At 66.5% G+C, this 23694-nt stretch carries 26 protein-coding genes and 1 tRNA gene; 7 read left to right on the plus strand and 20 right to left on the minus strand.

Annotation, left to right across the window (positions count from 1 at the left end):
- The first annotated feature begins 38 nt into the window (after positions 1 to 38).
- The 5 genes from ACW172_RS19300 (at position 39) to ACW172_RS19320 (ending at position 5612) form a co-directional block, all read left to right on the plus strand.
- Positions 39 to 1940: an ABC-F family ATP-binding cassette domain-containing protein gene (locus ACW172_RS19300; RefSeq protein ID WP_492033003.1), complete on the plus strand. Its 1902-nt coding sequence runs from the start codon at positions 39 to 41 to the stop codon at positions 1938 to 1940.
- Position 1941: 1 nt separating this feature from the next.
- Complete coding sequence (locus tag ACW172_RS19305; RefSeq protein ID WP_492033004.1) at positions 1942 to 2202, plus strand: DUF2164 domain-containing protein; 261 nt, start codon at positions 1942 to 1944, stop codon at positions 2200 to 2202.
- Positions 2203 to 2264: 62 nt separating this feature from the next.
- Positions 2265 to 3059, plus strand: coding sequence for a DUF4198 domain-containing protein (locus tag ACW172_RS19310; protein ID WP_492033005.1), 795 nt, complete (start codon positions 2265 to 2267; stop codon positions 3057 to 3059).
- A gap of 75 nt (positions 3060 to 3134) precedes the next feature.
- Positions 3135 to 3551 carry a hypothetical protein gene (locus ACW172_RS19315; protein ID WP_492033006.1) on the plus strand — a complete coding sequence of 139 codons (417 nt, stop codon included), beginning with the start codon at positions 3135 to 3137 and terminating at the stop codon, positions 3549 to 3551.
- Between the two features lie 84 nt (positions 3552 to 3635).
- Positions 3636 to 5612: a M61 family metallopeptidase gene (locus tag ACW172_RS19320; RefSeq protein WP_492033007.1), complete on the plus strand. Its 1977-nt coding sequence runs from the start codon at positions 3636 to 3638 to the stop codon at positions 5610 to 5612.
- Between the two features lie 20 nt (positions 5613 to 5632).
- On the opposite strand, the gene ACW172_RS19325 is transcribed toward ACW172_RS19320, so the two are convergent.
- The 3 genes from ACW172_RS19325 to rplJ form a co-directional block, all read right to left on the minus strand.
- A complete protein-coding gene (locus ACW172_RS19325; RefSeq protein ID WP_492033008.1) occupies positions 5633 to 6028 on the minus strand; it encodes a hypothetical protein in 396 nt (131 codons plus the stop codon).
- A gap of 134 nt (positions 6029 to 6162) precedes the next feature.
- Positions 6163 to 6549 carry a 50S ribosomal protein L7/L12 gene (rplL, locus tag ACW172_RS19330; RefSeq protein ID WP_492033009.1) on the minus strand — a complete coding sequence of 129 codons (387 nt, stop codon included), beginning with the start codon at positions 6547 to 6549 and terminating at the stop codon, positions 6163 to 6165.
- A 66-nt stretch (positions 6550 to 6615) separates the two neighbouring features.
- Positions 6616 to 7131, minus strand: a complete 516-nt coding sequence (gene rplJ / locus ACW172_RS19335) for a 50S ribosomal protein L10 (protein ID WP_492033010.1) — start codon at positions 7129 to 7131, stop codon at positions 6616 to 6618.
- A 468-nt stretch (positions 7132 to 7599) separates the two neighbouring features.
- Here rplJ and ACW172_RS19340 point away from each other — a divergent pair, with 468 nt between their 5' ends.
- Positions 7600 to 8769 carry an aspartyl/asparaginyl beta-hydroxylase domain-containing protein gene (locus tag ACW172_RS19340; protein WP_492033011.1) on the plus strand — a complete coding sequence of 390 codons (1170 nt, stop codon included), beginning with the start codon at positions 7600 to 7602 and terminating at the stop codon, positions 8767 to 8769.
- A gap of 15 nt (positions 8770 to 8784) precedes the next feature.
- Here the strand turns inward: ACW172_RS19340 and ACW172_RS19345 are convergent, their stop codons facing one another.
- The 4 genes from ACW172_RS19345 to ACW172_RS19360 all read right to left on the minus strand — a co-directional run bounded on the left by ACW172_RS19345 (position 8785) and on the right by ACW172_RS19360 (position 11401).
- The gene (locus ACW172_RS19345; RefSeq protein WP_492033012.1) at positions 8785 to 9141 is read right to left on the minus strand and encodes an NUDIX hydrolase; all 357 of its coding nucleotides are present in this window, start codon (positions 9139 to 9141) and stop codon (positions 8785 to 8787) included.
- Positions 9142 to 9233: 92 nt separating this feature from the next.
- Positions 9234 to 10235, minus strand: a complete 1002-nt coding sequence (locus ACW172_RS19350; RefSeq protein ID WP_492033013.1) for an inorganic phosphate transporter — start codon at positions 10233 to 10235, stop codon at positions 9234 to 9236.
- A gap of 1 nt (position 10236) precedes the next feature.
- Entirely contained in the window at positions 10237 to 10884 is a 648-nt protein-coding gene (locus ACW172_RS19355) for a DUF47 domain-containing protein (RefSeq protein WP_492033014.1), read from the minus strand.
- 91 nt (positions 10885 to 10975) lie between these two features.
- Entirely contained in the window at positions 10976 to 11401 is a 426-nt protein-coding gene (locus ACW172_RS19360; protein ID WP_492033015.1) for a winged helix-turn-helix transcriptional regulator, read from the minus strand.
- 53 nt (positions 11402 to 11454) lie between these two features.
- Between ACW172_RS19360 and ACW172_RS19365 the strand changes: the two genes are divergently transcribed.
- On the plus strand, positions 11455 to 12063 hold the full coding sequence (locus ACW172_RS19365) for an NAD(P)-dependent oxidoreductase (protein ID WP_492033016.1): 609 nt from the start codon (positions 11455 to 11457) through the stop codon (positions 12061 to 12063).
- Between the two features lie 100 nt (positions 12064 to 12163).
- On the opposite strand, the gene rplA is transcribed toward ACW172_RS19365, so the two are convergent.
- The 13 genes from rplA to ACW172_RS19430 form a co-directional block, all read right to left on the minus strand.
- Positions 12164 to 12850 (minus strand): 50S ribosomal protein L1, encoded by a 687-nt coding sequence (gene rplA / locus ACW172_RS19370; RefSeq protein ID WP_492033017.1) that lies wholly within the window; start codon positions 12848 to 12850, stop codon positions 12164 to 12166.
- A 3-nt stretch (positions 12851 to 12853) separates the two neighbouring features.
- A complete protein-coding gene (gene rplK, locus ACW172_RS19375) occupies positions 12854 to 13285 on the minus strand; it encodes a 50S ribosomal protein L11 (protein WP_492033018.1) in 432 nt (143 codons plus the stop codon).
- 184 nt (positions 13286 to 13469) lie between these two features.
- Entirely contained in the window at positions 13470 to 14048 is a 579-nt protein-coding gene (gene nusG, locus ACW172_RS19380; RefSeq protein WP_492033019.1) for a transcription termination/antitermination protein NusG, read from the minus strand.
- 12 nt (positions 14049 to 14060) lie between these two features.
- Positions 14061 to 14357, minus strand: coding sequence for a preprotein translocase subunit SecE (gene secE, locus ACW172_RS19385; protein ID WP_492033020.1), 297 nt, complete (start codon positions 14355 to 14357; stop codon positions 14061 to 14063).
- A 73-nt stretch (positions 14358 to 14430) separates the two neighbouring features.
- Positions 14431 to 14506: transfer RNA gene (locus ACW172_RS19390), tRNA-Trp, on the minus strand.
- Between the two features lie 113 nt (positions 14507 to 14619).
- Positions 14620 to 15954 carry a hemolysin family protein gene (locus tag ACW172_RS19395; protein WP_492033021.1) on the minus strand — a complete coding sequence of 445 codons (1335 nt, stop codon included), beginning with the start codon at positions 15952 to 15954 and terminating at the stop codon, positions 14620 to 14622.
- Positions 15955 to 16087: 133 nt separating this feature from the next.
- Positions 16088 to 16222 carry a hypothetical protein gene (locus ACW172_RS19400; RefSeq protein WP_492033022.1) on the minus strand — a complete coding sequence of 45 codons (135 nt, stop codon included), beginning with the start codon at positions 16220 to 16222 and terminating at the stop codon, positions 16088 to 16090.
- A 131-nt stretch (positions 16223 to 16353) separates the two neighbouring features.
- Positions 16354 to 18363, minus strand: a complete 2010-nt coding sequence (locus ACW172_RS19405; protein ID WP_492033023.1) for a DUF3857 domain-containing transglutaminase family protein — start codon at positions 18361 to 18363, stop codon at positions 16354 to 16356.
- Between the two features lie 165 nt (positions 18364 to 18528).
- Positions 18529 to 19719 (minus strand): elongation factor Tu, encoded by a 1191-nt coding sequence (gene tuf / locus ACW172_RS19410; protein ID WP_492033024.1) that lies wholly within the window; start codon positions 19717 to 19719, stop codon positions 18529 to 18531.
- A gap of 90 nt (positions 19720 to 19809) precedes the next feature.
- Positions 19810 to 21891: an elongation factor G gene (gene fusA / locus ACW172_RS19415; RefSeq protein ID WP_492033025.1), complete on the minus strand. Its 2082-nt coding sequence runs from the start codon at positions 21889 to 21891 to the stop codon at positions 19810 to 19812.
- A gap of 198 nt (positions 21892 to 22089) precedes the next feature.
- The gene (rpsG, locus tag ACW172_RS19420; RefSeq protein ID WP_374036882.1) at positions 22090 to 22563 is read right to left on the minus strand and encodes a 30S ribosomal protein S7; all 474 of its coding nucleotides are present in this window, start codon (positions 22561 to 22563) and stop codon (positions 22090 to 22092) included.
- A gap of 84 nt (positions 22564 to 22647) precedes the next feature.
- Positions 22648 to 23022 (minus strand): 30S ribosomal protein S12, encoded by a 375-nt coding sequence (gene rpsL, locus ACW172_RS19425; protein WP_271083702.1) that lies wholly within the window; start codon positions 23020 to 23022, stop codon positions 22648 to 22650.
- Between the two features lie 267 nt (positions 23023 to 23289).
- Positions 23290 to 23646 (minus strand): TonB family protein, encoded by a 357-nt coding sequence (locus ACW172_RS19430; protein ID WP_492033026.1) that lies wholly within the window; start codon positions 23644 to 23646, stop codon positions 23290 to 23292.
- Positions 23647 to 23694 lie beyond the last annotated feature (48 nt).

A 23694-nucleotide genomic window follows, 5' to 3' on the forward strand; every position in this document is an offset into this window, starting at 1 on the left:
GTGTGTCGCAGGACGCCCAGCTCAAGTCCGTCAGAACCATGCTCCAGATCACCGACCTGACGTTCAGCGCCTGGGGCCGCAAATTCCTCGTCGACGCCTCCGTCAGCCTGCCGCCGGGCTCCAAGGTCGGCCTCGTGGGCCGCAACGGCATCGGCAAATCGACCCTGTTCAAGCTGATCCTGGGCGAGCTGGCCGGCAATGGCGACGAGATCAGCCTGCCCAAGACCGCGCGCATCGCCTCGGTCGATCAGGAGCACCCGGCGACCCCGGTCAGCGTCCTCGACACCATCCTTGAGGCCGACGTCGAGCGTCACGACCTGCTGGGCCGGCTGGAAACCGCCGAGCCCGAGGAGATGGGCGAGATCTGGGCCCGGCTGATCGAGATCGACGCCGACGCCGCCCCGGCCCGCGCCGCCGAAATCCTCGTCGGCCTCGGCTTCGATCAGGAGAACCAGCAGCGTCCGATGTCCGAGTTCTCGGGCGGCTGGCGGATGCGCGTGGCGCTCGCCGCGGCCCTGTTCGCCGAGCCGGACATGCTGCTGCTCGACGAACCGACCAACTACCTCGACCTCGAAGGCGCCCTGTGGCTCGAGGCGCGGCTGAAGAAGTATCCGCACACCGCCCTGATCATCTCCCACGACCGCGAGATGCTGAACGAGGTCTGCACCCACATCCTGCACCTCGCGAACCACAACCTGACCCTCTACACGGGCAACTACGACCAGTTCGAAAAGGCGCGCGCCGAGAAGGCCCGCCTGCAGCTGTCGGCCAAGGCCAAGCAGGACGCCGAGCGCGCCCACCTGCAGGCCTTCGTCGACCGCTTCAAGGCCAAGGCCTCCAAGGCCGCCCAGGCCCAGTCGCGCATGAAGCGGCTGGAGAAGATGCAGCCGGTCGCCACCACCATCGAGGAGCGGGTCGCCCCCTTCACCCTGCCCTCGCCGCCGCGTCCGCTGGCGCCGCCGCTGATCCGGCTGGAGCGCGCCAATGTCGGCTATGAGGCCGGCAAGTCGATCCTGAAGAACCTCAACCTCCGCATGGACCTGGACGACCGGATCGGCCTGCTGGGCGTCAACGGCGCCGGCAAGTCGACCTTCGCCAAGATGATCGCGGGCGCCCTGAACGTCTCGGACGGCGAACTGCACCGCGACAAGAAGATGAAGGTCGGCTGGTTCCACCAGCACCAGATCGAGGCCATGGACCCGACCGACACCCCGCTGGAGATCATCCGGCGCGAGATGCCGGACGCTTCGGAATCCAGCCGCCGCAGCCGCCTCGCCCAGTTCGGCCTGGCCTTCGAGAAGCAGGAAACCAAGGTCGAGGCCCTGTCGGGCGGCGAGCGCGCCCGCCTGCTGCTCAACATGGTGGCCATGGACGCGCCCCACGTCCTGATCCTCGACGAACCGACCAACCACCTGGACATCGACAGCCGCCGCGCCCTGCTGGACGCCCTGAACGACTACAACGGCGCCGTCATCCTGATCACCCACGACCGGTCGCTGATGGAGATGGTCGCTGACCGCCTGTGGCTGGCCGCCGACGGCACGGTGAAGCCCTTCGAGGGCGACATGGACGACTATGCGAAATTCGTCCTCGACCGCGCCAAGGCCGCCATCGCAAAGCCCAGCCAGATCAAGAAGGAAGAGGCGGCTCCTGCCTCCACGGCTCAGGTTGGCAATGCAAATGCCGGCGGCAAGGGAAACAACAAGAAATCAGGCCCTTCGCCTTCGACCCTGCGGCACGCTGTGAAGAAGGCCGAGGAGCGCATGAGCCAGCTGACGGCCGAGATCGCCCGCATCGACGACGACATGGCCAATGCCTCGGTCAACAACCCCAAGGCGCTGGAAGGCCTCTCCCGCGCCCGGGCGAAGACGCAGACCGACCTCGACGCCGCCGAGGCGGCCTGGGTCGCCGCCGAGGAAGCCCTGGCTGAGGTGAGCTGACATGAAACCGCCGGAACCCATCGAATTCTCAAAGGAAGAGATGCGCGACATGGTTCGGCGGGTGCAGGCGTATTTTGACACCGAGCTGGATCAGGAACTGGGCGCCCTGCCCGCCGAAATGCTGATCGCCTTCTTCGGTCGCGAGGTCGGGAGCTTCTTCTACAATCGCGGCCTCCGCGACGCCCAGGCGGTGTTCGCGGCCAAGGCCGAGGACGTCGCGGACCAGATCTACGGGCTGGAGCAGAAGACAGGCGGACGATAGACCTCCACTGTTGCAAATCGTTCGCAACTGGTGCAATCCCCTCTCCGAACCGGAGACACCCCATGCGGACCCTGCGCAACGCCGCCCTCACCTCCTTCCTGATGGCCCTGACCGCCGGTCAGGCCCTGGCCCACGTCCCCTATGTGCGGCCCAATGTCATGGACGCCACCGGGCGCGACCACGTCACGGTCGAGGCCAGCTTCACCGAGGACGTCTTCGCCGCCGAGGTGGTGATGCGCTCCGACGCCTGGCACGTCATGGGCCCCAACGGCGACACGCCGATCACCGCTGTCACCTATCTGCGCGACCTCGCCGTGTTCGAGGCTGCGACGCCGGTCGACGGGACCTACCGCATCTCCTCCGGCCCCCGCACCGGCCGCATGGGCCAGATGTACAAGGCCGCCGACGGCAGCTGGAAAATGGTCGGCGAGGAGGACGGTCCCGCCCCCGCCGGCGCCGAGATCGTGCCGGTCCAGAGCATCACGACCGCCGACGTCTATGTGACGAAGGGCGAGCCCACCGCCGATGCGCTTGAGCCGACGGGCCACGGCCTTGAGGTCGTCCCCCTGATCCAGCCGACGGACATCGTCGCGGGCGAGGATCTGCCGCTGGAGGTCCTGTTCGACGGCAAGCCGTTGGCGAACACGCCGCTCGTGGTCTATCGCGAGGCCGGTCTCTATGACGGCAAGAAGGTCGAGGCCGAGCTGACCACCGACGCCGAGGGTCATGTCCGCGTCCGGGTCGGCGACCCCGGCGCCTATATGACCTTGGTCCGCTATCGCGCCGAGGCGCCCGCAGACTCTGGCGTCCGCTTCCGCAGCTACAGCCACAGCCTGACTTTCGCCGCCCAGGACTGACGCGCCGCTGACGGCGTTCTCGCCTGATCAGGAGAATCGCCGAACGCTGGCCTCCCAACTTCAAGGAGAGGCGTCATGGCGTTCCGGATCATCCCCCTCGCGGCCGTTCTCGCCGCCCTTCCCGCCCTGGCCTTCGCTGCGGAGCCGTCGGAACGCTACGCCCTCAACCTGTCGGTCGTGCGCGATGGGGTCGAGGTGGTCGCCGCCCGCACCCTGATCATCGAGGACGGCACGGCCGAGATCTCGATCACCGACGGCGACCAGCGCTATGAGGTCAACGCCGAGCTCAGCCCGGTCCAGGGCGACGGGGACGACACGGTCCTGGCCCTCTACGCCAGCATCAGCCATGCCGACGACCAGCCGCAGGAGCCTCGCCTGCTGATCAAGCGCGGCGGCACGGCCCGGTTCGAGACCGGCCGCGAAGACGCCTCAGGCGCCATGACCGATGGCCTGAAGCTGACCCTGACGCCGGTGCCCGACGCGGCGCACTGACGCGCCCGCCGGACGGGTAGCTTGACGGGACGGCGGGGGCGGTCGAGGGTTCGCCTCCCCCGGCTGTTTCGAGAATCCCTGCCTATGTCGCGTCTGCTCCTGTCCGCCTGCGCCGCCGCTCTCGCCTTCGCCGCCTCGGCCCACGCCCAGGAGTTCCCGCAGACCGGGACCCCCATCATCGCCGACGCCGCCCAGGCGCCGCTGGCCCTGCCCCGCGCCCAGCCGGCCATCCCGGCCCCGGTCGATACGCCCTACCCCGGCGTGATCCGGTACAAGGCCGACGTCACGGACCTCGAGCGCAAGATCGTCACGGTGACGGAGACCATCCCGGTCGCCGCTGGTCCCCTGACCCTGCTCTATCCGGAGTATCTGCCGGGCAACCATGCCGCGACCGGTCCGATCCAGCTGATCTCGGGCGTCACCGTCACGGGCGGGGGCAAGAGGATCGAGTGGATGCGCGACACGATCCAGCCCTACGCCTTTCACCTCGACATCCCCGAGGGCGTCACCGAGATCGAGGTCACCTTCCAGTGGCTGACCCAGCCGGACAACGCCAACTGGCGCGTGACCATGACGCCCTCGATCGTGAACATGCAGTGGGAGAAGGCCCTGCTCTATCCGGCGGGCCACTATTCGCGCCGGATCACCTTCGCCCCCTCGATCCAGCTGCCCGCCGGCTGGGGCTACGGCACGGCGCTGGAGACCGAGAGCTTCGAGAACGGCCTCGTCACCTTCAAGCGGACCGACCTCTACACCCTGGTCGACAGCCCCATGTATGCGGGCGCCAATCATCGCCGCGTCGACATCGATCCGACCGGCGAGGCCGTGCACATGGAGATCGTCGCCGACAAGGCCGCCAACCTCGCCATCACGGACGAGCAGATCGGCCTCTACCAGAACATGGTCACCCAGGCCGACCGGCTGTTCGGCGCGCGCCACTTCGACCACTACGACGTCCTGATGGCCCTGTCGGACCAGTTGGGCGGCATCGGGCTGGAGCACCACCGCTCGTCCGAGAACACCGGCAATCCCGGCTTCTTCACCGAATGGGACAAGAACGCCGGCGGCCGCGCCACCATCCCGCACGAGTTCACCCACTCCTGGAACGGCAAGTTCATGCGGCCGGCGGACGAGCTGACCGCCAACTACAACGTCCCGACCCAGAACACCCTGCTGTGGGTCTATGAGGGTCAGACCGAGTACTGGGGCCACGTCCTGGCCGCCCGCTCGGGCATCCACACCATCGAGGAGGAAAAGATCCTGCTCGCCGGGGTCGCCGCCTTCTACGAGAACCAGCCCGGTCGCGAGTGGCGCGCGCTTCAGGACACCGACAACCACAACCTTCTGGGCTACCGCGTCCCCGGCCAGTGGACGTCCTGGATGCGCGGCACCGGCGACTACTACCGCGAGAGCCAGCTGATGTGGCTGGACGCCGACACCCTGATCCGCGAGGGCACGGACAACAGGAAGTCGCTGGACGACTTCGCCAAGGCCTTCTTCGGCGTCGAGGACGGCCGCTACACCCCGCGCGGCTATACTTTCGAGGAGGTCGTGGCGGCCCTGAACGGCGTCTACCCGCACGACTGGGCGACCTTCCTGCGCGGCCGTCTGGACGCGGTCGGACCCGACGCCAAGGCGCCGACCGACGGCATCACCCGCGCCGGCTATTTCCTGACCTACACCGACACGCTGACGGCGCTGGAGAAGAAGGTCATGTCCGGCTGGGCGACCGACTTCCAGTATTCGCTCGGCTTCACCCTGTCTGGGCCGACCAACCGCCTGTCCAACATCCGCTGGGGCAGCCCGGCCTTCAACGCGCCTCTGGGGGCGGGCTGGGACCTGATCGCGGTCAATGAGGTCGCGGCGACGCCCGAGGTGCTGCGCGACGCCGTCACGGCCGCCAAAACCTCCACCGACCCCATCGTCCTGCTGCTCAAGAACGGCAGCCGCTACCGGACCGTCAGCTTCGACTACCACGAGGGCCTGCGCTATCCGCGTCTGGAGCGCACCGTGGGCACGCCGGACCGCCTGGCCGACATCTGGGCGGCCAGAAGGCGCTAGAGGCAGGCGCTGGACGCGCCTCAGCTCATGCCGAGGTCATAGCAGACCCGCGGCTTGGAATGGGTCTGGAGCTCGGCGACCCTGGCCGCGCACTGCTTCGTCGCCTCCTCGGCGGGCAGGCTCTGCAGATTCCAGCGCAGGTCGCGCAGCTCGGTGCGCAGGGCGGCGTGGTCGGCGGTGTGACCCTGCCGTTCCTCGCAGGTCAGCATGTCCATCTTCAGACTGGCCAGCTGCGAGCATGCCAGAGGCAGGTCGCCGATGATCTGGCGCGCCTTGGCTCCGGTCAGGGGCAACTCAGGGCTGGGCGGCGACGGCGGGGCCGGAGGCGCGGGCGGCGCCGCGGGCTTCGGCGCCTCACAGGCGGCCAGGACGAAGACGACCGCCAGGGCCGCGCACGATGACGTTCCGAGTTTCATGATTTCCCCCTCTGCGTGCAGCACACCACGCGCGAGGGTTCGTGTCGAGCGGCCCAAAAGCAAACGGGCCCGGCGATCGCTCGCCGGGCCCGCTGAAGTCTGAGCCCTCCCGAAGGAGGAACCGAGAACCGATCTTACTTGATCTGGATCTTGGCGCCGGCTTCTTCCAGCTTCTTCTTGATTTCGTCGGCGGTCTGCTTGGAGACGTTCTCGACGATGTTCGCCGGAGCGGCTTCAACCAGGTCCTTGGCTTCCTTCAGACCCAGGTCGGTACGGACGCCACGGACTTCCTTGATGACGTTGATCTTCTTGTCGCCACCGTCCAGCAGGACGACGGTGAACTCGGTTTGCTCTTCAGCGGCTTCAGCCGGAGCGGCGGCGGCGCCACCACCAGCGGCCATCATGGCGACCGGAGCGGCGGCGGAGACGCCCCACTTTTCTTCCAGCAGCTTGGACAGTTCGGCGGCTTCGAGGACGGTCAGCGAGGACAGGTCTTCGACGATCTTGGACAGGTCGGCCATTTCAGTTTTTCCTTCGGAGGATGGGTTTGGTTTGGATTCTTGCAGAGATGGAAAGCCGGAGGCCGCTTACGCGGCTTCCTTCGTGGCGTAGGCGTTGAACACGCGGGCCAGCTGACCGGCGGGCGCTTGAACGACGGCGGCGATCTTGGTCGCCGGGGCGTTGAGCAGGCCGATGAGTTGGCTGCGGATCTCGTCCAGGGTCGGCAGCTTCGAGAGGCTTTCGACGCCCTTCGGATCCACGACGGTCTCGCCCATGAAGCCGCCGACGATAACGAAGCGATCGTTACCCTTGGCGAACTCGGTCGACACCTTGGCGGCGGTCGAGGGGTCGGGAGCGTAGGCGATACCGACCGGACCCTTGAACAGGCCGTGGTAGGCGGAGCCTTCCTCGACGTTCAGGGCCTTCAGCGCCAGGCGGTTCTTGACCACCTTGAACGCGCCGCCGGCGGTACGCAGCTTGCCACGCAGGTCTTCCATTTCCGCAACGGTCAGACCCAGGTTGTGGGTCACGACCACGGCGCCGGCGTCAGCGAAAACGCCCTTCAGCGTTTCGATCGACTCGGCCTTTTGTGCGCGGTCCATTGCGGTCTCCAGTCTTGGTGTTGCCGCCCGGGCTTATTCCCGGACGACGTTTGACCAGGTCGTGCCGGATTGCTCCGAAACGGTCTGGCCGGTCTTATTGTCCGAAGGATGCGACTGAGGCCGTCATCCCGACAGGCGGGCCGACAGCAATCCAGATTTCGCGTCCCCATCTCCCCACGGCGCCAGAGGGCTCTCTGACAGTTACGGCATGGGTGGCCCCCGCGCCCCGAAGTTCTCGGACAGGACCGCCGGGATCGAGACCCCGACGGAAGAAGGCGCGCTCTTACAGCCGATGGCGGGAAAGATCAACCGCCCCTCACACATTGACGCGCACGATCCGCCGCTTGCGTCTGCATCCGCGCCACACCTGAAATATTCGCGAAACAATCCGCACCCAAACGATAAGGCGGCGGCGGCGGCATGACGTCTTAGGACTGTAGAGTTGTGCCGACAGGGCGGGGGCGCTGGATGAGTGGTGATTTGGGCGGGCGGCAGGCGGATCTGCTGCGTCAGGCCGGCGAGGCCCTGGCCCGGATGGACGCGCCCGGCGCCCTGCTCCTGCTGGATCAGGCGGACGCCATCGGCCCGACCCACAACGGCGTCCTGAACCGCTCGGTGGCGCTGCGACTCCAGGGGGACTTCATCGGCTCGCTGCGGATGATCGACCGGGCGCTCTCGATGCAGCCCTATGATTTCATCGCCTTGCTGGCCAAGGCCGCCCTGCTGGAGAAGATCGGTAAGGGCAAGGCGGCGGTCGAGGTCTATCGCAACGCCCTCAAGATCGCCCCGCCGCGCGACCGCTGCCCGCCCGCCGTCCTCAAGCAACTCGACTATGCCTCCGAGTTCGTCCAGACCCACGCCCTGGCCCTGCGCGACCATATGCGGGCCGAGGTCGCGGCCTTACGCGGCGACGTCGATCCCGAGACCCTGGACCGGTTCGACGAGGGGCTGGAGATCTACGCCGGGCTGAAGTCCGCGCCGAAGCAGGAGCCGATCCTGCTCAACTACCCTCGCCTGCCCGCCATCCCCTTCTACGACCGCGCCCTCTTCCCCTGGCTGGGAGAGCTGGAGGCGGCGACGGACATGATCCAGGGCGAGCTGAAGACGCTGCTGGAGACCGACCTCCACCGCTTCGCCCCCTATATCCAGTACGCGCCCGAGGCGCCGGTGAACCAGTGGGCCGAGCTGAACCATTCGCCGAAATGGACGTCGGTCTTCCTCTGGAAGGACGGCGCGAAACAGGAAGAGGTCTGCGCCCGCTGTCCGGGGACCGCGGCCTTGCTGGAAAGCCTGCCCCTGGCGCGACAGGACGGCTTCGCCCCTACGGCGGTCTTCTCGGCCCTTCAGCCGCACACCCACATCCCGGCGCACACGGGATCGGCCAATGTCCGCCTGCTGTGCCACCTGCCGCTGATCCTGCCCGGCCCGGCGCGGTTCCGGGTCGGCAATACGGTCCGTGACTGGAAGATGGGGCAGGCCTGGGTCTTCGACGACACCATCGAGCATGAGGCCTGGAACGACGCCGATGCCCTCAGGGTCATCCTGATCATCGACCTCTGGAACCCGTATCTGGCCGAAAGCGAGAAGGCCCTGATCACCGCCATGATGCAGGCGCAGCGCCGCTTCATGGCCCAGTAGCCGGGACCTTCCAGGTCAGTCGTCGAGCTCCACGTCAGCGAATCCCCGGATCAGCTCGGCCAGATCCGGCTCCATCACCGAACTCGCCGCCTCCTCCAGCGACATCCACCGCCGCTCGCGCTCGGCCGCCTCGGGCCAGGCGCCCAGCTGGATCAGGACCTTCATCGGATAGACCGCGACGACGCAGGTCTTGGAATCCCCGCCGCGCAGCCGTTTGACGTAGCGAAAGGCGCCCAGCGCGGTCTGGTCGATCTGGCCCTGGACGCCCGCCTCCTCCATGGCCTCGACGGCGGCGGCCTGGGGATCGGTCTTGCCGACCATGCGGCCGCCCTTGGGGATGACCCAGCGCCGCGTCTCGCGCGAGGTGATCATCAGCACCTCGCGGCCGTTCGCGCCGAGACGCCACGGCAGGGCGGCGACCTGTCGGGTTTCGGATCTGGCGGACCTTTTGACCGCCTTGCCGCTCAAGTCAGGAAGAGCCCGCCGAAGTGGTAGGCGACCGCGGCGACCGCGGCGGCGGCCGGAATGGTCACGAACCAGGCGAAGACGATGCTGCGCGCCACGCCCCAGCGCACGGCCGAAACGCGCTTGGCCGCGCCCACGCCGATGATGGCGCCGGTGATGGTATGGGTGGTCGACACCGGAATGCCCAGACCCGTCGCGAGGAACAGTGTGATGGCCCCGCCCGTCTCGGCGCAGAAGCCCTGCTGGGGCGTCAGGCGGGTGATCTTGGACCCCATGGTGTGAACGATCCTCCAGCCCCCGGTCAGGGTGCCCAGCGCGATGGCCGAATGGCAGGCCAGGACGACCCACAACGGCACGCTGAACTCGGTACCCGCCGGGGCGCGCGACAGCAACAGGACGGCGATGATTCCCATGGTCTTTTGCGCATCATTTCCTCCGTGCCCCAACGAATAGGCGGAAGCCGAGAAGAACTGCAGCACGCGGAAGACCTTGTCGGCGACCGCCGGATTGGTCCGCACGAACAGCCAGGACACGATCAGCACCAGCAGCAGGGCCAGCAGGAAGCCCAGCGCCGGCGACAGGAAGATGGCGCCCACGGTCTTCAGCGTGCCCTGAAGGACGATGACGCCCGGTCCCGCCTTGGCCACGCCCGCGCCCAGCAGGCCGCCGACCAGGGCGTGGGAGCTCGACGACGGAATCCCCGCCAGCCAGGTCACCACGTTCCAGACGATGGCTCCCATCAGGGCGCCGAAGATGACCTGATCGGAGATGATGTGCGGATCGATGATGCCCTTGCCGATCGTGCCCGCCACATGCAGGCCGAAGAACAGGAAGGCGATGAAGTTGAAGAAGGCGGCCCAGCCCACGGCGAAGGCCGGCGGCAGGACGCGGGTGGCGACGATGGTCGCGATCGAGTTCGCCGCGTCGTGCAGGCCGTTCAGGAAGTCGAACAGCAGGGCGACGCCGATCAGGAAGACCAGGATCAGGAGCGCGTGGTCCACCTCAGAGGTGCTCGACCAGGATGCCGCTGATGCGGTCGGCCACGTCCTCGAAGCGGTCGATCACCTTCTCCAGATGGTCGTAGATGTCGGCGCCGATGACGAAGTCCAGGGCGGTCGGCGCGGCCTTCTGCGCCGCGTAGAGCGCCTTCATCCCCTGATCGTAGAGGATGTCGCTTTCGTTCTCGAGCTGGGACAGCTGTTCGGTCAGGCTGTTCACGCGGTCCCGGTGCTTCTGCATGGTCGGCAACAGGGAGACGGCCTCGACCGTCAGGGCGGCGCAGCGCACGGCGATGTCGCCCAGCTCGCGCATCTGCGGCGAGAACTCGCGCAGTTCGTACAGGGTCACGCTCTTGGCGGTCTTCTGCATCTGGTCGATGGCGTCGTCCAGCGACTCGGTCAGGCCGCGAATGTCCGACCGGTCGAAGGGGGTGATGAAGCTGCGGCGCACCGCCAGCAGCACCTCGGCGGCGATCTTGTCGGCCTCGTCCTCGTATTCAACGATCTTCGCGGTCCAGGCCGAAACCTCGTTCCCGCCGTCCAGCATGTGGCGCATCGCGTCCGCGCCCTTGGTCAGGGTCGCCGCGTGGGCGTTGAACAGTCGGAAGAAATTGTCTTCCTTCGGCATCAGCGCCTGGAACCAGCTCAGCATCGGCATCCCCTGTCGCGTCAGGCCGGATGCGACCTTTCGCCTCTAATCTTCCCTCACCTAACCCAGGTCTCGCCGCCGTAGTGCGAAGGTTTCACGTCAGTGAGGCGCGCCTGTCGAAGGCGGCTTGGGCCACGACGACCTCGGGCATCCGGCTCTCCGCCCAGTCGACCATGGGCTGCAACGCCGCCACCAGGGTCTGGCCCAGGGGCGTGATCGCATAGGTGACCGAGATCGGAACGGTGGCCTCGACCGACCGGCTGACCAGTCCGTCGCGCTCCAGCTGGCGCAGGGTCTGGCTCAGCATCTTCTGCGACACCCCCTCGACCCGTCGCTTCAGGGCATTGAACCGCATCGGCCCGGCCTTGAGCGTGGTCAGCAGCAGCACCGTCCATTTGTCGGCGATCCGGTCCAGCAGGACCCGGGTCGGACAGTTCTTCGCATAGACGTCCCACGCCAGCTCGGGTTGGGGGCGGGTTTCCTGCGGGTGACCAGATGAGGTTTCGGTGCCTTCTTGCATGGTCGATCTCCATATCTCACTTGGTAACTATTGGAAACCACGGAGTTCATTCCATGAAGATCACAGTCCTCGGCGCCAGCGGTCGCGCCGGATCGGAAATCACGAAGGAACTGGCCTCGCGCGGCCACTCCGTCACCGCCATCGCCCGCAAACCCCAGGCCATTCCGATCGACGACCTCATCACCCCTGTTCAGGGGGACGCCTCCGACCCCACCGCTTTGGCCACCCTGATCGAGGGCTCCGACGCCGTGGTCAGCGCCCTGCATTTCGACGTCCCCGCCGCCACCCTGCTGTCGGCCCTGACCACCGCCGGGGTCCCTCGCCTGCTTGTCACCGGCGGCGCCGCCAGCCTGGAGGTCGCGCCCGGCGTCCGCCTGATCGACACGCCGGAGTTTCCCGAGGAATGGAAGGTCTTCGCCCAGGGCGGCATCACCTTCCTCGACGCCCTGAAGGCCGAGAAGGCCATCGACTGGACCTTCTTCTCCCCCGCCGCCTTCATCGAGGAAGGCCCGCGCCTCGGCCGTTTCCGCCTGGGAACCGACCAACTGGTGACCGACGACAAGGGTGAGAGCCGCATCAGCTTCGCCGACTACGCCATCGCCATGGTCGATGAGGTCGAGCAGCACAGACACCCGAAGGCGCGCTTCACCGCCGCCTACTAGGCGCGACGCAGGCGCAAACGAAAACGGCGGCGGAGATCGCTCTCCGCCGCCGTCATTCTTTTGGGCTAACGCGCGTTCGGGCTGCTTGAGCCCGGTTCGCTTACGCCAGCGAGGCCGGGTCGACCTTGAAGCCCGGGCCCATCGTCGAGGACAGGGTGATGCGCTTCACATAGGTGCCCTTGGCGCCCGAGGGCTTGGCGCGGTTCAGCGCGTCCACATAGGCCTTGACGTTGGCTTCGAGGGCTTCCTGGGTGAAGGAGACCTTGCCGATGCCGCCATGGGCGATACCGGCCTTCTCGACGCGGAACTCCACGGCGCCGCCCTTGGCGTCCTTGACGGCCTGGGCGACGTTCGGGGTCACGGTGCCGACCTTGGGGTTCGGCATCAGGCCGCGCGGGCCCAGCACCTTACCCAGACGGCCGACGAGGGCCATCATGTCGGGCGAGGCGATGACGCGGTCGAAGTCCATCAGGCCGCCGTTGATCTGTTCGTACAGATCCTCGGCGCCGACGTATTCCGCGCCGGCGGCGCGGGCTTCGTCAGCCTTGGCGTCCTTGGCGAAGACGGCGACGCGGACGTCACGGCCGGTGCCCGACGGCAGGTTGACGACGCCACGGACCTGTTGGTCGGCGTGACGCGGGTCGACGCCCAGGTTGACGGCGATCTCGATCGACTCGTCGAACTTGGCCTTGGCGTTGTCCTTGACCAGCTTGATGGCGTCCGAGAACGGCATCAGGGTCAGGGTGTCGCCGGTGCGGGCCTTTTGAGCCTTGGTTTGCTTGGCCATGGGTTAGCCCTCCACCACGTTGAGGCCCATCGCGCGGGCGGAGCCTTCGATGATCTTGGTCGCGGCGTCCAGGTCGTTCGCGTTCAGATCCTTCATCTTCTTCTCGGCGATCTCACGCAGCTGGCTGCGCTTGATCTTGCCGGCGACTTCGCGGCCCGTCATTTTCGAGCCCGAGGTGATGCCGGCGGCCTGCTTGATGTAGTGGGTCGCGGGCGGGGTCTTGGTGACGAAGGTGAACGACTTGTCCTGATAGACCGTGATCACGGTCGGCAGGGGGGTGCCCTTCACTTCCTTCTCGGTGCGCGCGTTGAACTCCTTGACGAAGCCCATGATGTTGACGCCGCGCTGACCCAGAGCCGGGCCGATCGGGGGCGAAGGCGTAGCCGAACCGGCCGCGACCTGCAGTTTGATATAGCCGAGGATCTTCTTGGCCATTGGTCTCTCCTGTGAATGACCCCGGAACTTGATCCGGAGCCGGTGAGCCGTGGTCTGGCATGGCTGCCTCCCACGGATTTGCCCCTGCTACGCAAGGGAGGCGCGCGTGTAGCAAACACGGGGCGGAAAAGCAAACGGCGGCCCCGAAGAGCCGCCGCCGCAAATCCTATCGGTGAAACCGGGCTTACGCCGCGGTCTTCTCGACCTGATTGTATTCCAGATCCACCGGGGTCGGGCGGCCGAAGATCGACACGGCGACGCGCAGGCGGGCGGCGTCCTCGTCGACGCTCTCGACCTGGCCGTCGAAGCTGGCGAACGGGCCGTCGATGACCTTGACGGTCTCGCCGATGTCGAAGCGGATGGTGGGCTTCGGACGCTCGACGCCCTCTTCCACGGCGCCGATGATGGCCTGGACCTCACGCTCGGTGACCGGCAGGGGCTTGGTGCCGCCGGCGGCGCCCAGGAAGCCCGTGACCTTCGGCGTGTCCTTGACCAGGTGGTAGGCGTCGTCGGTCATTTCCATCTTCGCCAGGACATAGCCCGGGAAGAATTTGCGTTCCGAGTTGACCTTGCGGCCGCGGCGGATCTCGACGACGTCCTCGGTCGGAACCAGGATTTCGGAGAAGTTGTCTTCCAGGCCGCGCTGCTTGGCCTGGTCGCGGATGTGCTGGGCGACCTTCTTCTCGAAGTTCGAATAGGCGTGGATGATGTACCACTTGTGCCGCGGGTTGGCGGGCTTTGCGTCGGGCGCTGCATCAGTCATGTGCGCGTCTCCTTAGTTGTTGCCAATGCCGAGAATGAAGCGCGACGCGAAGGTCAGGCCCGCGTCGACCACCCAGAAGAAGACCGTCGCGATCAGCACCATGATGAAGACCATCACCGAGGTGATCCAGGTCTCCTTGCGGCTCGGCCAGACGATCTTGCGGGCCTCGGCCCGGACCTGGCTGGCGAACTGCGGCAGCGAGGTGCGCTTCTTCGGCGTGGGCGCGTCGACGGTCACCGTCTGGACGGCCGGAACCGTCTGGGGCTTGGCGCCCGTCTGCCGACGTCCGGGTGTCTTGGCCTTGGCCATCAGTGGTCTCTTCAAACGCTTCTAACCTGTCGCACCACATGGGGATTTCCATGCGGCGGCGACAGGGGGAAAATGGCAGGAGTTGGGGGACTCGAACCCACGACCCCCGGTTTTGGAGACCGGTGCTCTACCAGCTGAGCTAAACTCCTGGAGCAAAACGCATCACACCGTGGGTTCCCCCTCGGCGTGTGCATTCGCCAGAGGGGGGCGTATGCCTTAGCGGTCGGCCCATTTCAAGGACAATCCGCTGCAACGAAGGGGATCACCCCTCGTAATGCTCCGCCACCGCCTTCTTCTCGTCCTCGGCGTTCACGACCTGCTTGAAGATCAGCTTGTCGATGCGCCGATCGTCCATGTCGACGACCTCGACCTCGAATCGGCCCAGCTGCAGCACCTCGCCCTCGTCGGGCACGCGCGACAGCTGGTGCAGCACCAGGCCGGCGACGGTGTGGAAGCTGTCGTTCTCGCCGAAATCCTCGCCCAGGACGTCGCACAGCTCGTCCAGATCGGTGCGGCCGTCCACCAGCCAGCTGCCGTCGGCGCGCTCGACCACATAGGAGTGGTCGTCGTCGTGACCTTCGTTGAAGTCGCCGGCGATCATTTCCAGGATGTCGGTCGCCGTCACCACGCCTTCGAAGGCGCCGTATTCGTCGACGATGAAGGCCATGTGGACGGGCGTGCCCTTCAGGATTTCCAGCGCCTTCAGGACCGAGGTCGACTGCGGGATGAAGGCCGGCACGGCGACGTGTTCGGCGATGGCCATCTCGCCGGTGGTCAGCAGGCTGTCCAGCAGGTCCTTCTTGTGAACCACGCCGATGGGGTGATCCAGATCGTTGTCGCGAGCGACCACGATGCGCGAATAGGGGCAGACGCGAATCTCTTCGCGCAGCACCGCCGGATCGTCGTCGATCGCCACCCAGTAGACGTCGGTGCGCGGCGTCATCGCCACCCGCACCGGACGGTCGCCGAGGCGCAGGATTTCCTCGATCATCACCTGCTCCTCAGGCTCGATCAGACCGGCCGAGGTGCCCTCGGCGATCATCGTCTCGACCTCTTCCTGGGTGACGTCCGAACCGTCCCGGTCCTTGACGCCCAGCACCTTGAGGATGCCCGAGGTCGAGGCGGTCAGCAGAAGCACGAACGGCTTCAGGATGATGGCCAGCGTCGAGATGGGCGCCGCCATCTTGGACGCGACGGCCTCGGGGAAGATCAGGGCGATTCGTTTGGGCACCAGCTCGCCCACGATCAGCGAGACATAGGTGATGCAGACGACGACCACGGCCGTGGCGAAGAATTCGGTATAGGCGACGAGGGCCGGGAAGGCGTGCTCGAGGATCTTGTCCAGTTCGCCGGCGATGGTCGCCTGGCCGTAGGCGCCCGCCAGAATCCCGATCAGGGTGATTCCGACCTGAACCGCGGACAGGAAATGGGTCGGCTCGTCGGCAAGCGCCAGCGCGGCCCTTGCGCCCCGATCCCCCTTCTCCGCCCGGCTTTGAAGCTTGGATTTGCGCGAAGACACGACCGCGAGTTCGGTCATGGCGAACAGGCCGTTGAGCACCACGAGGAGCAGAACGACGACAATGGCGATGAGTAACATCTAGGGGGAGGAGAACCAGCGCGGCGCGACAGTCGGCGTCCGCTGTTCTTTCCTAGCCGAAGTCGGCCGTTTCCGCCACGGTTTCCTTGAACGGACGGTTTCGCCGCCCTTCCCTGCCCGGTCCCGAGCGGGATCAGCCGCCGGTGCGGCCCGCCTCGACCCCGCCATAGGCGCCCGTGCGCCCGGTATCGGCGCCGTCCACGGAGGCGCAGGCGCACATCCCGATCAGGGTGCCGATGAACAGGCCGATGTGAAGCGCGCGCCGCATAGGGTTACCAAACTCTTAACGTCCGATAACGCATCTGCCTGCAAGCCCCGGGCCCGCGCAAGGTCCCGCTCCGGGACAGGCGCCCCTTAACCCTGCTTATCCCCCGCCACGGGAAGCCGCCCCTGAGAAAGTCAGTGGATCCAGCCGAACACCGAGGCCATGACCATCAGGCCGACGAAGCCGATCCAGGCCCACAGGCCCCAGTTGCGGCTCTCCTTCACCCGGCCGAAGTCGCCCTTGAAGGCCGGAACGGTGAAGTTGACGCCGTTGTTGGCCCGGGCGCGGCGCAGGAAGGCGAAATAGGTCTGGGCGTCGGCCGGCTGGACCAGCCGCTCGCGCACCGTCAGCTCCAGCCGGTGCACGGCCTGCAGCTCGCCCTTGAAGCTCAACTGCGTCTTCAGCGTCAGCCCGGGCCCCGTCTCCGTGATGTTCCACGGCGTCAGGGACAGGGCCTTGGGCAGATTGAAGACCCTTTCGGTCACCACCCTGCGCGGGGTGTTCAGGCTGATCGGCTCCTGCCGTCGCGCCGTCTCGATATTGGCCAATGCGGGGCCGACCACATCGTCGCGCGAGATGAAGCGCCAGGTCTGATCGTCGACAGTCTCCAGCGGCCGCTCCACCTCATACGTCTCGTCCAGCGTCACCGTGTTGTTGACCGGGTCATCCGTGATCTTCAGCGGCGCGAGTTCGGTCAGCCCCCCGTATTCGTTCTCCAGCCCCTCGCGCAAACGGCGCGAGACGTTGGCCAGGCCGTCGTTCTGGGCCCAGGCGCGAATGTCGTCGGCGCGCCAGTCGCGATAGATGGTGCTGATCTCCAATCGAGCCGGCGCGGCGACCTTCGTCGCGAAGGTCCAGGTTTCGCGCGTCCCACACACGGTGATCGGCGCCGGGTCAGGCATAGCCTCCAGCGTCGCGTTCTCGATCAGCGGCAGGGCGTGGAAGTGACGCGGCGGGGTCAGGTGATACAGGTCGCCCGCCTGGGGCTGCAGCGTCGGGTCCATCCACCGCTTCTCGTCGTCGATGACGATCCGGACGATGCAGTGGTTGAAGGCCAGGGCATTGACCGGCTCGCGCGCCAGATCGGCGCCCAGCTGGGTGTGGACCAGAGCGGGAACGGCGTCGACGCCCAGGCGGCGCAGCACCGAGACCAGCAGGCGCGAGGCGTCCTTGCAGTCGCCGTAGCGGGTCGCCCAGATCGCCTCGACCGGGCGCGGGCGGAAGCCGCCGTCGCCGACCCCGATGGAGTGATAGCGCAGTTGGCCCTGCACCAGCCTCAGGGCCTCGGGCGCCCGGGCCGCCGGGGTCGCGTGCCGGGCGGCGATGTCGGCGACCAGTGCCTCCAGCTCCTCCGGCAGTTCGACGGGTGGCGCATAGGCCTCGCGGAACAGGTCGGCGACCTGGGCCCAGGTCGCGGCGCTGACCACCTTCACACTGGCATAGCCGCGATGCCAGTCGGGCGTTTCCGCCTCGTGCCGCCAGGTCGGGGCGTCGACCAGCCGCCAGGTCAGGGTCCGCACCCCGTCCACGGTCACATCCTCGGCTTCCGGCGCCGCCCCGGTAGGCCGCATGACCAGTTTCCGATCCGCCGGCAGACGCAGCACGCACAGGGTGTCCAGCGTCGGCTGAGCCCACTGCAGGCGCCACCTCAGGCTCAGATGGTCCTTGAGCACCGGATTGGCGCCGATGAAGGAATAGGCGGTGTCGACGATGTCCCCCACCCGCACGTCGGGGATGATCATATGGGCGGTGGTCCGCCCGTCGTACATGGCGCGCTCCAGGTTCAGCTCGCGGCGCAGCAGCTCGAAGGCCGCGGGCTCGGCCGCCTCGCGGACCTGGCCGTTCCTGATCACGCGCAGGGAGTGGATGACCAGCCGTTCCCACGACGGATCGAAGTTCAGCTCGAAACTGGCCGCCGACTGCAGACCGTCGCCGCCGGTGACCTGCTGGACGATCCGGTAGGAATAGACCGGCTCCGGCCCCGTCAGATCGGCGCGCGCCGAACTCAGCAGGTAGCAACTGCCCCGTTCGCTCAACGCCGCGATGTCGCGATCGCCGGTATCGACCGGCGCCATGTCGAAGTCCGCCGGCGCCGGTCCGAAGCCCAGCCCCCTCCGCGCGAACTCTTCCCCCTCGTAAGCCACCCACTCACCCCGTTACGCTTGACGGGAAAGCTTAGCCAAACTCTCGCAAAAGCAAAACGGCCGCCGGGTTGCCCCGACGGCCGCTCTGTACTCACTCATCGTCGCGCTCAAGCAGCGCGGCCCAATCCCGAACCGGGGGAGCCGCGCGTTAGCGCGCCATCGCGATCAGGCGATGATCTTGGCGACGACGCCGGCGCCGACGGTGCGGCCGCCTTCACGGATGGCGAAGCGGAGCTTCTCTTCCATGGCGATCGGGGTGATCAGTTCGACGTTCAGCTCGGCGTTGTCGCCGGGCATGATCATCTCGACGCCTTCCTTCAGGTGAACGATGCCGGTCACGTCCGTCGTGCGGAAGTAGAACTGCGGGCGGTAGTTCGTGAAGAACGGGGTGTGACGGCCGCCTTCTTCCTTGGTCAGGATGTAGGCTTCGGCGACGAACTTGGTGTGCGGGGTGATGGAGCCCGGCTTGCACAGCACCTGGCCGCGCTCGACGTCTTCACGCTTGGTGCCGCGCAGCAGAACGCCGACGTTGTCGCCCGCCTGGCCCTGGTCCAGCAGCTTGCGGAACATTTCCACGCCCGTGCAGGTCGTCTTCTGGACCGGACGGATGCCGACGATCTCGACTTCCTCACCGACCTTGACGATGCCGCGCTCGACGCGGCCGGTCACGACCGTACCACGGCCCGAGATCGAGAAGACGTCTTCCACCGGCATCAGGAACGGCAGGTCGATCGGACGCTCCGGCTGCGGGATGTAGGCGTCGACCGTTTCCATCAGCGCCAGAACGCGCTGTTCGCCGATTTCCGGGTTCACGCCGTCGGTCGCGGCCTTGGCCGAACCCATGGTGATCGGAATGTCATCGCCCGGGAACTGGTACGACGACAGCAGCTCGCGCACTTCCATCTCGACCAGCTCGAGCAGCTCGGCGTCGTCGACCAGGTCGACCTTGTTCATGAAGACCACCAGGGCCGGCACGCCGACCTGACGGGCCAGCAGGATGTGCTCGCGCGTCTGCGGCATCGGGCCGTCAGCGGCCGAAACCACCAGGATCGCGCCGTCCATCTGCGCGGCGCCCGTGATCATGTTCTTCACATAGTCGGCGTGGCCGGGGCAGTCGACGTGGGCGTAGTGACGGTTGGCCGTCTCATATTCCACGTGCGCGGTGTTGATCGTGATGCCGCGGGCCTTTTCTTCCGGCGCGGCGTCGATGTCGGCGTAGTTCATCGCCTTGGCGCCGCCGGCCTTCGCCAGCGTCATCGTGATCGCCGCCGTCAGCGTCGTCTTGCCGTGGTCAACGTGACCAATCGTGCCGATGTTGCAGTGCGGCTTCGTGCGTTCGAACTTTTCCTTGGCCATTCTCTTCTCTCCGTCCCCTGAAATGAGGGGGCTTCAGTCCTTGGGGTTTTCAGGGGCCGGCGGGCCGGGGCCCGCCGGATAACTAGGGGTTTAGGCGCTGTACTTCTTGATGACTTCGTCGGCGACGTGTTGCGGCACCGGTTCGTAGTGGTCGTACTGCATGGTGAAGGCCGCACGGCCCTGCGACATGCCGCGCAGCGTGTTCACATAGCCGAACATGTTGGCCAGCGGCACGAAGGCGTTCACGACGGTGGCGTTGCCGCGCATGTCCTGACCCTGGATCATGCCGCGACGGCCGTTCAGGTCGCCGATGACCGAACCGAGGTAGTCCTCGGGGGTCACGACCTCAACCGCCATGATCGGCTCGAGCAGCTTGGGCGAACCCTTCTCGCGCAGTTCGCGGAAGGCGGCGCGCGACGCGATTTCGAACGCCAGCACGCTGGAGTCGACGTCGTGGAACTTGCCGTCCGTCAGGGTGGCCTTGAAGTCGATCAGCGGGAAGCCGGCCAGCAGGCCGTTTTCCTTGGCCGAGGTCAGACCCTTTTCGACGCCCGGGATGTATTCCTTGGGCACCGCGCCGCCGACGATCGAGTTCTCGAAGATGAAGCCCGAGCCCGGCTCGCCGGGTTCGAAGGTGATCATCACGCGCGCGAACTGGCCCGTACCGCCGGTCTGCTTCTTGTGGGTGTAGTCGATGTCGACCTTGCGGCCCAGGGACTCACGATAGGCGACCTGCGGCGCGCCGATGTTGGCCTCGACCTTGTAGGTGCGCTTCAGGATGTCGATCTTGATGTCCAGGTGCAGCTCGCCCATGCCCTTCAGGATGGTCTGGCCCGACTCGTGGTCGGTCGAGACGGTGAAGGAGGGATCTTCCGAGGCCAGCTTGGCCAGGGCGATGCCCAGCTTCTCCTGGTCGGCCTTCGACTTCGGCTCGACCGAGATCTCGATAACCGGCGCCGGGAATTCCATCTTCTCGAGGATGACGGGCGACTTCAGGGGATCGCACAGGGTGTCGCCGGTGCGGGTTTCCTTCAGGCCGGCCAGGGCGACGATGTCGCCGGCATAGGCTTCCTTGACGTCTTCACGGTTGTTCGAGTGCATCTGCAGCATGCGGCCGACGCGCTCGCGCTTGTCGCGCGACGAGTTCAGCAGGCTCATGCCGGTTTCCATCTTGCCCGAGTACAGGCGGCAGAAGGTCAGCGAACCGACGAAGGGGTCGTCCATGATCTTGAAGGCCAGGACCGACAGGGGCTCGTCGTCCGACGCCTTGCGAACGATCGGCTCTTCCGTCTTGAAGTCGATGCCCGGGGTCGGCGGGATGTCCAGCGGCGACGGCAGGTAGTCGACGACGGCGTCGAGCAGGGTCTGCACGCCCTTGTTCTTGAACGCCGAGCCGCACAGGATCGGGTAGAAGGCGCCGGTCAGAACGGCCTTGCGGATGCACTTCTTGATGGTGGCTTCGTCGGGCTCGTTGCCCTCGAGGTAGGCTTCCATCGCCTCGTCGTCGAGCTCGACGGCGTTGTCGATCAGGTACTGGCGAGCGGCGATGGCCTTGTCCATCAGGTCGTCCGGGATCGGCACGTCCTTGTAGGAGGCGCCCAGGCCGTCGTTGTCCCAGACCACGCCGGTCATGCGGACCAGGTCGACCAGGCCCGACAGCGAGGATTCGGCGCCGATCGGGAACTGGATCGGCACGGCCTTGGCGCCCAGGCGGTCGCGGATCGACTCGACCGAGGCGTCGAAGTCGGCGCCGATCTTGTCCATCTTGTTGACGTAGACGATGCGCGGCACCGAGTATTTGTCGGCCTGGCGCCAGACGGTTTCGGTCTGCGGCTCAACGCCGGCGTTGCCGTCCAGAACGGTCACGGCGCCGTCGAGGACGCGCAGCGAGCGTTCGACTTCAATGGTGAAGTCCACGTGGCCGGGGGTGTCGATGATGTTCAGGCGCTTGCCCTGCCAGAAGGCGGTCGTCGCGGCCGACGTAATGGTGATGCCGCGCTCCTGCTCCTGGTCCATCCAGTCCATGGTCGCGGCGCCGTCGTGGACTTCGCCGATCTTGTGGGACTTGCCGGTGTAATACAGGATCCGCTCGGTCGTCGTCGTCTTGCCCGCATCGATGTGGGCCATGATGCCGAAGTTGCGGTAGTCCTCGAGCTTGTGAGTGCGAGCCATGGAACGTGCCTTGAAGTGAGTTCAGGACGCGGGGAGCGTCCTCGGGAAGATCGTACGGTGTCTGGATAAGCGGGCGCGGGCGATTTAGCTCAAACCGCCCGCGCCGGATAGTCCTAGATAGTCAGCGCCCGGTCCTTGTGAAAGGCCCGGCCCCATGAAGGGCCGCCCTTACGCAAGGGATGCGACGCATTGAAGACATTACCAGCGGTAATGGCTGAAGGCGCGGTTGGCTTCGGCCATCTTGTGGGTGTCTTCGCGCTTCTTGACCGCGGTGCCGCGGTTGTTCGAGGCGTCCAGCAGCTCGGCGGCCAGCTTCTCGGTCATGGTGTTCTCGCCACGCTTGCGGGCGGCGTTGACCAGCCAGCGGATGGCCAGGGCGCGGCGGCGGTCCGGACGGACCTCGACGGGCACCTGATAGGTGGCGCCGCCGACGCGACGCGAACGGACTTCAACGGCCGGCTGAACGTTTTCCAGGGCGGTGTGGAAGGTGACGACGGCTTCGACGTCCTTCTTCTTGTCGGCCAGGATATCGAACGCGCCGTAGACGATGTTTTCGGCGACGGCCTTTTTGCCCTCGTACATGACGTAGTTCATGAACTTGGTGACGGTCAGATCCTTGTACTTGGGATCCGGCAGGACTTCGCGTTTCTGGGCGCGGTGACGACGGGACATGGGTGTGGCCTTCTAGATCGGTATCGGAGAGCCGGCCCTCCCCTGACGGGAACGGGCCGGCTGAATTGAATGGGGCGGCGCGTCTTACTTCGGACGCTTGGCGCCGTAGTGCGAACGGCGCTGCTTGCGGTCCTTGACGCCTTGCGTATCGAGCACGCCGCGCAGGATGTGGTAGCGAACGCCGGGAAGGTCCTTGACGCGGCCGCCGCGGATCAGAACGACCGAGTGTTCCTGCAGGTTGTGGCCTTCGCCGGGGATGTAGCACACGGCTTCGTAGCCGGACTTGGCCAGACGGACCTTGGCGACCTTACGCAGAGCCGAGTTCGGCTTCTTCGGGGTCGTCGTATAGACGCGGGTGCAAACGCCGCGGCGTTGGGGCGAACCCTCCAGGGCCGGCACCTTGTTGCGGACGGGCTTGGGCTTGCGCGGCTTGCGGATGAGCTGGTTGATCGTAGGCATTGTGAACTCGCTTCGACTTCTGATGGAGGCGTGTGCCTGTCGGCCGGGGCGCCTCATGTCCTTCTTTTGAACGGGGCCGGATGGCCTCGCCCGGGGTCTTTGAGGCGAGACGGTCGAACCAAACGAAAAAACCGGAACGCGCGCTTCGGGCGTTCCGGCGGGCACAGCCCGTCCGTTCAATTGTCACGATCCCGGCGAGGGAGAATCCCCCATGCCTCGAAAGTCCGGCGCGTATAGGCGCGAAGGGGTTTCAGGTCAAGCGCAGCGTCAGTCCGGGATCCGGAACGTGGTCCTGAAGCGAATCTTGCCGCCTGTCGCCACGCCGTCGACGGTCCTCGGAGACAGACGCGCACGCCGCGCGGCGTTCAGGGCCGCTTCTCCGAAGCCGAAGCCGCGCGGCGTTTCCGACCGGACGATGCAGTTCGAGACGCGTCCGTCGCGCTCGACCGTGCATTCCAGTTCCACCGAGCCTTCGCGCGCCACGGCGACGACTTCGACGTCGGGCACAGGCGTCGCCGTGACTTCCGGCGCGGGAGCCGGGACCAAGGTCTGGCCCGAGGCGGGGGCCGAGGTTGTGGTCGCCGCCTGCCCCATCAGGAGCGTCAACAGAAGCCAAACCGCCATGCCGTCTCCTCCGGGGTCGGCCCCATGCCGACGTTCCGCAACCGAGGC

It is taken from the genome of Brevundimonas sp. ALps5 (genome assembly GCF_058681645.1).